Origin of the sequence: Arthrobacter sp. SDTb3-6 (assembly GCF_013376095.1) — a bacterium.
In the GTDB taxonomy this organism is placed as follows: Bacteria; Actinomycetota; Actinomycetes; order Actinomycetales; family Micrococcaceae; genus Specibacter.
Window position 1 is genome coordinate 1 of record NZ_JAAMFN010000144.1, and the last position, 507, is coordinate 507.

The 507-nt window shown below is 54.6% G+C and carries 1 protein-coding gene; it reads right to left on the reverse strand.

Annotated elements, in window-relative coordinates; translation table 11 throughout:
* Positions 1–220 precede the first annotated feature (220 nt).
* Positions 221–507 (reverse strand): transposase (locus G6035_RS19705; protein ID WP_176618790.1); only part of this gene is annotated, 287 nt, incomplete at its 5' end.

Here is a 507-nt window from a genome sequence, read left to right on the forward strand (position 1 = left end):
TGTCGTTCATTGCCGTAGTTTTTGGTTGAAAAGGGGGAGTAAAAGGGGAGTACTTCTCCGTGAGTCGGTGGCAGTGTCCAAAATCGGGTTCAATATCATGGCGGTGTGGGCCACGTGTGTGGTGCCTGATCTTGTGGAAATTGCTGTCCATGGTGACCATTTTATGCCCAGGCGTGGGGCACGTTATTGGTAGGTGTGTTTCGTCAAGTTTAAGGGCTCTTCAGAATTGGGGGTGTAGTTTCGGTCTGAATCCTCCGGATTCCAGCAATGACCTGGCGACATAGTTGGTGAGGTTCCGGAAGCCCAGGGCGGATCCTCGAAGGTGTTCCAATCTTCCATTAATCGCTTCAGTAGGCCCGTTGGAGGTTCCTGGTCGGTCGAAGTAGGCCAGCACGTCTGCTGCCCGGCGATTGAGGGTGCGGCCGAGTGTTCGCAGCTCGATGAGTGCGCTGGGAACGCCGTTGCTGACGGACTTGATGACGGCTTGCATGAGTTCGCGTCCTTTGA